This is a genomic window from Mongoliibacter sp., from assembly GCF_007692705.1.
Taxonomy (GTDB): domain Bacteria; phylum Bacteroidota; class Bacteroidia; order Cytophagales; family Cyclobacteriaceae; genus Mongoliibacter.
The window spans coordinates 1-8,962 of sequence record NZ_REBN01000241.1; the positions used below are offsets into that span (position 1 = coordinate 1).

The window sequence follows — 8,962 nt, forward strand, 5'->3', positions numbered from 1 at the left end:
ACCTTATTTTAGATTTCCAAAATTGCAGAGCATATATGTATATTATTTTTGATACCGAAACCACTGGATTACCAAGGAATTACAATGCGCCTATGTCGGATGTGGACAATTGGCCACGACTGGTACAAATTGCCTGGCAGCTTCACGATGAAAGAGGTAAACTGATTTCCAATAACAATTTTATCGTCAAGCCAGAGGGTTTTACCATTCCTTATAATGCCGAAAAAGTCCATGGTATTTCTACAGACCGTGCCTTGAAAGAAGGGCATGACCTGAGTAAGGTTTTGGGGATTTTTCATGAGGATGTCGAAAAAGCCAAATACTTGGTGGGACACAATATAGGATTTGACATCAATGTTACGGGAGCCGAGTTTATCAGAAAGCAGATTTCAATGAAGCTTCCTGATATGAAGGAACTAGATACCAAAGACCTGTCTACGGATTTTTGCGCTATTCCAGGTGGCAAAGGAGGGAAATACAAATGGCCTACCTTGACTGAATTACATCAAAAACTTTTTGGAGTAGGTTTTGAGGATGCGCACGATGCGGCCTATGATGTGGATGCAACAGCAAAATGTTTTTTTGGGTTGATTGCCCAAAAAGTAATACCCACGGCCAAAGGAATAGATGTATTAGAGGTGATTTATGAGGCACCCAAGTTAGATGCAGCAAACTTTGCTGCTGCCAAGGATGACCAAAAAGTTGCTGCTAAAGAAGTCTTGAAAGCTGCGGGAAGTGCTGATATATCGGAGATGGAAGATATCCCTTTTTCCCATCTCCATGTGCATACACAATATTCAGTTTTGCAGGCAACTTCCGAAATACCGGCATTGATTGCTCAAGCCAAGGAGCTGAAAATGCCTGCCATTGCCATGACTGACCATGGGAATATGATGGGTGCTTTTAATTTCGTACGGGCTGCGCTGGCAAATGATATCAAGCCTATCATCGGATGTGAATTCAATCTCAATAGGGATAGAAAGAATAAAAGCGTTAAAGACGACGGTTTTCAGACGGTGCTCTTGGCAAAAAACAAGCAGGGTTACCATAACCTCGCAAAACTGGCTTCTTATGCCAATATTGAAGGCTTTTATTATTTACCAAGAATAGACAAGGAAGTTTTGGTTGCTTATAAATCAGACTTGATTGCAACTACAGGAGGTCTTTGGGGAGAAATTCCATTTTTGATTTTAAATGTGGGTGAAACACAGGCAGAGGAAGCTTTTATCTGGTGGAAAGAGCAGTTTGGGGAAGATTTTTATGTGGAGCTCAACAGGCATGGGATTCCTGAGGAGGAAAAGGTAAATGAGGTGCTGCTCAAGTTTGCCAATAAATATGGGGTTAAATATTTTGCAGCCAACAATACCTACTACAATCATAAACTGGATGCAAAAGCCCATGATATCCTGCTTTGTGTAAAAGATGGAGAACTGGTGGAGAAGCCAAAAAAATATATAGGAAAAAGGGGGAGAGAGTATAGGTATGGTTTTCCAAATGATGAATTTTACATAAAGAGTCAGGAAGACATGAAAAAGCTTTTTGCAGATCTTCCAGAGGCCATTGCCTGTACCCATGAAATTGTCCAAAAAATTGAAACTTATAAGCTACAGCGGGATGTGCTCTTGCCAAAATTTGATATTCCGGAAGAATTCAAGGACCCAAGAGATGAAGTGGACAGTAAGTTGAAAATAGGTGAAAATGCATATCTACGGCACCTCACCTATGAAGGAGCAAAAAAGCGGTACGGAGAAATTACGGATGAAATTAAGGAAAGACTCGATTTTGAGTTGGCCACTATAGAAAAAACCGGCTACCCTGGATATTTTTTGATTGTCCAGGACTTTACCGCGGCAGCCAGAAGAATGGGAGTTTCTGTCGGGCCGGGAAGGGGATCTGCTGCTGGTTCGGCAGTGGCCTATTGTACCTGGATTACCAATGTTGACCCGATAGCTTATGACCTACTTTTTGAGAGATTTCTAAATCCGGAAAGGGTTTCCTTACCTGATATTGACATTGACTTTGACGATGAGGGCAGGCAGAAAGTAATAGATTATGTTATCAAAAAGTATGGATCCAATCAAGTTGCCCAGATCATAACTTATGGCACAATGGCAGCGAAGTCGGCCATCAGGGATACTGCCAGGGTGTTAAATCTCCCATTATCCGAAGCAGATAGGTTGGCCAAGTTGGTGCCTGACATCAAGTTGAAAGCCCTTTTTGACTTGTCTAAGGATAGGGCGAAGTTGGCCCTTAAGCTAAAAGGAAATGGAGAAGATATGGCTAAAGCTGAAGAGCTTATCCGGATTTCTAAGGGGCAGGATGAACTCTCAAAAACTATCAATCAGGCAAAGGTGCTTGAAGGGTCTGTAAGGAATACAGGTATTCACGCTTGTGGGGTAATCATTACTCCTGATGATATTACCAATTTTGTCCCTGTGGCATTAGCCAAAGACTCAGAAATGGTGTGTACCCAATTTGATAACTCGGTGGTGGAGAATGCAGGCTTGTTGAAAATGGACTTTTTGGGTCTCAAAACCCTCACCCTAATCAAAGATGCCTGCAAGATTGTCAAAGAGGAACACGGAGTTGATCTGGATCCAGACACCTTTCCTATTGATGATGAAAAAACTTATGAATTGTTCCAAAGAGGAGAGACGGTAGGTATATTCCAGTATGAATCTCCCGGCATGCAAAAATACATGAGGGAACTAAAGCCTACAGTTTTTGCTGACCTTATCGCCATGAATGCCTTGTATAGACCTGGGCCTTTGGCTTATATTCCTTCCTTTATCAGAAGGAAACATGGTACAGAGGAAATCAATTACGATTTGGATGACATGAAGGAATACCTGGAAGAGACCTACGGTATTACTGTCTATCAGGAGCAGGTAATGTTGCTTTCCCAAAAATTGGCAGGCTTTTCCAAAGGTGAGGCGGATGTACTCCGTAAAGCCATGGGTAAAAAGCAAAAGGATGTGCTGGACAAGATGAAGCCAAAGTTTATTGAGCAGGCATCCCAAAAAGGGCATGATGCAAAAAAGCTGGAAAAGGTGTGGACAGATTGGGAAGCATTTGCATCCTATGCCTTCAATAAATCCCACTCTACCTGCTATGCCTGGATAGCATATCAGACAGCCTACCTCAAAGCACACTACCCGGCTGAGTACATGGCATCTGTATTGAGTAACAATATGAATGATATCTCCCAGGTAACCTTTTTTATGGAGGAGTGTAAGCGAGGCAATATTGCGGTACTAGGTCCTGATGTCAACGAGTCTAAAAGGAGTTTTACAGTCAACAAAGAAGGTCAGATACGTTTCGGGATGGCTGCTATCAAAGGTGCAGGAGGTGCGGCTGTTGATATGATTATTGAAGAACGGGAAAAGAACGGGGCCTATAAAAATATCTTTGATTTCTGTAAAAGAGTCAATTCACGAGCGGTTAATAAAAAGACCTTGGAGGCTTTGGCGATGGCTGGTGGATTTGATTGTTTCCCGGAATTCCACAGGAGACAATACTTAGAGGCTCCGGATGGAGATGCTACTTTGTTGGAAAAAGCTGTAAAATATGCCCAAAAAGTGCAGCAAGAAGCAGACAGTTCACAAGTCAGTTTGTTTGGGGGTAGTGGAGGCATGGAAGTTCCCATGCCAAGCATCACTCCGATGGAACCTTTTAGTCAATTGCAGCAGCTAAATATTGAGAAAGAGGTAGTGGGGCTTTATATTTCGGGACACCCACTGGATCAGTTTAAAGTAGAAATTGATTCCTTTACCAATACTCCTTTAACAGAAATCAAGGATACTGAAACCCTCAGGAAAAAAGGTGAGGTCAAGTGCGCAGGTATGGTGATGGCTTTTGCCCACAGGACGACCAAGACAGGGAAGCCTTTTGGTACCTTGACTCTAGAAGATTACCATGGAGGACACACCTTCTTTATTTTCGGAGAAGATTATATCAAGTTCAAGGAGTATTTCATGACAGGCTGGTTCCTTTACCTTACAGGTTCTGTTCACCCCAATAAGTGGAAGCCTGATGAATTAGAGTTTAAAATCAATTCCATCATGTTGCTTAGTGAAGTCAGGGGGAAAATGGTCAAAGGCCTACGGGTAAACATTGACCTTGATGACCTGACCTATGATTTGATGGAAAGATTGGAAGGAATTACCAAAAAATATAAAGGTGAGGCCAAACTTTACATCAATATTTTGGATAAAAAAGAGAACATTACGCTGGACCTGATGTCCAAAAATTATCAGGTAGATCCCTCTAATGAATTGATTGAAGAATTGGGGCATATGCCCGAGGTTGTATATCAGATCATCAATTGATGTTGGTGAGAAGGTTTACGGCATGTTGAAAATGTTCTATGATACGGGTCAAAAAATAGACTCCTCCTACGTCGGAGTGACAAGGAAAAGTTAATTTCATTTTCATACATTTTATCAGGTCAATACATTAAAAAATTATATCATTGCTAAAATAAAGCCCTTACAGCAATTTTACTATAAGGGCTTTTTATATGAATAGATTTCAGTTCTGGAAATCAATTAGATCGAAAATGGCAATTTATATTGCCGCTTTCCAGTCAATTTATACACCGCATTGGCCAAAGCCGGTGCATAGGGTGGGACAGGGGGTTCACCCACTCCTGTAGGCTTTTCCATGCTCTCCACAATGTGGATATGGTATTTTTTCGGAGCCTGTGGCATTCTTGTGATGAGATAGGTGTCGAAATTGTTCTGCTCTACTTTTCCATTTTTGAAAGTAATAGCTGAGCTTGTTGCCAGTCCATGTGCAAACTGTGCCCCGCCTTCAAATTGAGACCTTATCCTGTCCGTGTTGACTCCAATACCACAGTCAACCGCATAGTGTACATCGGAAACTTTTATTTTACCATCATCGCCTTTCTCGGCAATTACTATACAGGCCACATAGGTCAGGAAGCTTTTTTGACAGGCAAAACCCATTGCTTTGTTTCCCCCTAGTCGCTGTCCCCATCCGGCTTCTTTGGCTACTCTTTGAATGACGGCTTTCATTCGGCCTGTTTCCCATGGGTACTCTTCAATGCTTTCTCCATAGTTCGAAAAATCTCCGTCCAACTCCTCCTTGAAGCTTAGATTTCGGTCTTCTCCCAGCATTTCAAGGGCGTTGTTGATAGGATCTATGCTCCTTGCTTCAGCCACCTCATCCATCATGCAATTGATGGCGAAAGAATGGTGGATATTGCTTACTGAACGGAGCCAACCAATCCTTGTATGGGCTTTTGATTCGTGGGTTTCGATCCGAATGTTTGGCACATCATATGGGAAATCCACACAACCTAAACCTAATTCTCCATCCGAAGGGTGTATCTCTGCGGGGTTAGAAGTAGCTCCGATCGCAGGAAATACAGTATGATGGTTCCAGCCTACTAACTTTCGGGATCCATCAAGTGAAGCCCTGATTCTTTGGGCACTGAGTGCATGGTAAAAATCATGGTGCAAATCATCTTCTCGGGTCCACTGTACCCTTACGGGTCCATTCATTTCCTTGGAAAGAATGGCTGCTTCGACTATGAAGTCAGGTTTTGACTTTCTTCCAAATCCTCCGCCCAAAAGGGTTACATTCATGGTCACGTCCTCTACCTCTATGCCTAAAGCTGTTGCTACTGCTCCTCTTGCCCATTGCGGGTGTTGGCTGGGAGCCCATACTTCGCATTTTCCATTGGAATAATTGGCAATGGCAGCAGGAGGTTCAATAGTTGCATGCGCATAGTAGGGGAGTTCATAAGTCCTTTCGATGGTTTTGGAAGCTGAGTTCATTGCCTCCTCAAAATCTCCTCTCGCTCGCCTTACTTTTCCTTTCTCTTCGGTGCTTTTCAACATTTCCTGCAATTGGGCAGCTGAGTCATATTCTTTATTTTCCCCCAAATCCCAATCTACCTCTAAAGCATCTCTTCCCTTTATGGCTGCCCAGGTATTTGTGGCAATGACCGCAATTCCTTCTAAGGGCTTATCAAGGCCTGCCGGTAAACCAGCGCCCTCAATTTTTACTGTCTTTTCTACGCCACTTATTGCCAAAGCAGCAGTGTCATTTACTGAAATTGCCTTCCCACCTACTACGGGACATCGTTTGATTACTGCAATTTTCATCTTGTCCAGGTCTACATCAGCCCCGAAAATTGCTTTCCCTGTCGCTATATCTTTGGCATCGTAAATAGGGATATCCTTGCCTATAAGTTTATAATCACTGAAGGGTTTTAATATGACGTCTTCGGATCTGGGAATTTCCATCTTTTGCACTTCAGACACCAAGTCTCCAAAACTGATAGATTTTTCACTTTCAGTGTGATGTACCATGCCATTTTCAGTGTAACAATCGTCCATTGCTACTTTCCATTTTTGAGAAGCAGCAAGCAACAGCATGTGTCTGGCAGTGGCACCTGCACGACGCATGGGTTCATAAAACATCCTGACCGAATAAGAACCATCAGTATTTTGGTCCCCATACTTATCTTCATCACCTTCTGCTTGTATGATTTTAACCTTGGACCAATCCGCACCCAATTCATCTGCAATGATCATAGGGAGGGAGGTTCGGATTCCAGTTCCCATTTCGGATCGATGGGCTACAATTGTAATGAGGTTATCAGCATCTATATTTAAATAGGCGTTAGGTGCAAAGATCAGGTCGCTTCCCTTTGGCCCACTGCATTGAAAGGTAATTCCTAGGAAGAAACCTCCTGTAGCAAGCGAGCTCACTTTCAAAAAATCTCTTCTAGAGGGTTTGAATATTTTGCTTTTATCGGTTTCTTCTTTGGGTTTGAAGAATGGAAATGTAGGTCTCATGATTTTTAGGTGCTTAAATGTTTTGGGAAGCAGTTTTGATAGCATCTTTGATACGGTTGTATGTACCACACCTGCAAAGGTTACCTGCCATACTTGATTCTATCTCTTCGTCAGAAGGGTTGGGGTTCCTGTTGAGCAAAGCTGCTGCATTCATGATTTGGCCTGTCTGGCAATAGCCACATTGAGGGACTATGTGTTCTACCCAGGCTTTTTGTAGGGCATGATCACCATTTTCTGAAAGTCCTTCGATAGTCACTACTTCCTGATCTCCCACAGCAGAAACAGGAAGACTGCAGGAACGCATGGCTTCCCCGTCTACTAATACTGTACAGGCGCCACAAAGGGCCTGTCCGCAACCGAACTTGGTTCCTTTCATTCCTAGCATGTCACGCAATGCCCAAAGTAGAGGCATGTCATCTTCAGCGGTTACCTCTTTGGACTCACCGTTGATTTTCAAGGTAAATTTTTCCATAATTTTTTTTAAATGCTTTGCAATTCAATAAGATAGGGAATTTCTAGGGTTAAATACCGATCAAGTTCCATTCTTTTCTATAAGGACGGAAAAGCATTTCATTAGCCTCCTCATCTCTTCTGAAAAGTTCCTTTTTTGTATTCCACTTGAGGGGTCTTTGTAGTCTGTATGAAATCATTGCCAAATACATGGGCATGGTCATTTCTCTTGCATAAGCAAGGTGTGATTGCGGTTGTTTTCTTGATTTCACGGCATCGATAAAATTCTGCTGATGCCCTGGAGATCTTGGAATACTTATAGGAATGTCAATGATGTCTGTCAATAACTCTCCATTGATCCGGATTTCCCTACTCGAATAATCACAAACCATGGTTCCCTTGGTCCCTTCAAAATAGGCTCCAATATGTCTGTTTTCAGCACCTTCAATATCTGGAGGGGTACTTGTCCAGTGGATATCAAGATTTTTGAACTTAAAATCTGCCTCTATCCATTTTGGAGTGTCTCCAACACCATCTGCCTTTTCGCCTCTGGTGGTTACTTTCTTCAGTTTTTGAGGTTCCAAGCCCCACCACACAACATCTGCAATATGACACCAGAAATCCTGAAATACTCCTCCGGAATATTCGAGAAAATATCTGTAGTTAAAATGACATTTTTCAGGAGCGTATTCAGAATATGGTGCTGGCCCCAGCCACATGTCCCAATTGAGATGACTGGGAGGTGTTTGAAAATTCAGTTTCTCTATGGTAGTCGGCTCTCCGGTTTTCCATAATCTCACCGTTTTCACTTTCCCTAAGACGCCAGATTGGAGTATTTCTGCGGCCCTGTGATAATTGTCTCCTGCATGAATCTGCGTTCCCAATTGAAAAACCCTGTTGTTCTCCATTAATGATTTCAGCATCAGATCCCCTTCCTTCAGGCTATAGGAAAGTGGTTTTTCACCATATACATCTTTTCCTGCTTGAAAAGCCAAAATAGCAATTTGCGCGTGCCAATGATCAGGGGTAGCTATGGTGACAGCATCCACATCATCCCTATCCAGAATATACCTGAAATCCTGATAGGTTTTGGCTTTGCTGTTAGGGTGGACTACTTTCAATTTTTGTAAAGCTTCTTCTGCTCTTTGGGAGTCCACATCACAAAGCGCCACGATTTCCACCTCTGGCAAGTTGGCAAACCAATTCATATGAGAGAGCCCCATTCCACCGAGGCCTATGTGTGCTACCCTGACTCGGTCTGAAGGTGCTGCTTTTAATCCTGTAAAAGGAATGAATTGTAGCCCAAAAGCACCAAGTGCAGATATTTTGACAAACCGCCTGCGGTTTAAAAATCGATTCATAGTAATTGGGTTTGGATGTGGGTAATTTACTAGGATAATTTAGCAAGTATAATTTATAAATTTAAGACCGATCATGGAAAGAAATCCAAAAAAGAAAGAAGTCGGCACCAAAACATTTCCCCCAGCCTAAAAATAAGTGGCTGATTTTCTGAAAGAAAAATAGAATGAAATTTAAATATTATTTTTTTTAAGAGTCATGTTTGGAAAAAATGGATCATCCTACTATGTTTGCACCACGTTAAACAAAACGGTTTGACACTTACCAAAAAATTCCTCCTTAGCTCAGTTGGTTAGAGTCCCGTACCTACGGGATTAATCAGAGGG

4 protein-coding genes are annotated in these 8,962 nt (G+C 42.3%); 1 reads left to right on the forward strand and 3 read right to left on the reverse strand.

Annotated elements, in window-relative coordinates; translation table 11 throughout:
* Window positions 1-35 precede the first annotated feature (35 nt).
* Window positions 36-4,328 carry a DNA polymerase III subunit alpha gene (gene dnaE / locus EA341_RS16960; RefSeq protein WP_293016361.1) on the forward strand — a complete coding sequence of 1,431 codons (4,293 nt, stop codon included), beginning with the start codon at window positions 36-38 and terminating at the stop codon, window positions 4,326-4,328.
* Between the two features lie 219 nt (window positions 4,329-4,547).
* Here dnaE and EA341_RS16965 read toward each other — a convergent pair whose 3' ends face one another.
* Genes EA341_RS16965 through EA341_RS16975 form a run of 3 tightly spaced genes read right to left on the reverse strand, consistent with a single transcriptional unit; the run spans window position 4,548 to window position 8,638 of the window.
* Window positions 4,548-6,827: a molybdopterin cofactor-binding domain-containing protein gene (locus EA341_RS16965; protein ID WP_293016362.1), complete on the reverse strand. Its 2,280-nt coding sequence runs from the start codon at window positions 6,825-6,827 to the stop codon at window positions 4,548-4,550.
* Between the two features lie 13 nt (window positions 6,828-6,840).
* Entirely contained in the window at window positions 6,841-7,299 is a 459-nt protein-coding gene (locus tag EA341_RS16970) for a (2Fe-2S)-binding protein (RefSeq protein ID WP_293016363.1), read from the reverse strand.
* A gap of 49 nt (window positions 7,300-7,348) precedes the next feature.
* Window positions 7,349-8,638, reverse strand: coding sequence for a Gfo/Idh/MocA family oxidoreductase (locus EA341_RS16975; RefSeq protein WP_293016364.1), 1,290 nt, complete (start codon window positions 8,636-8,638; stop codon window positions 7,349-7,351).
* Between the last annotated feature and the right edge of the window lie 324 nt (window positions 8,639-8,962).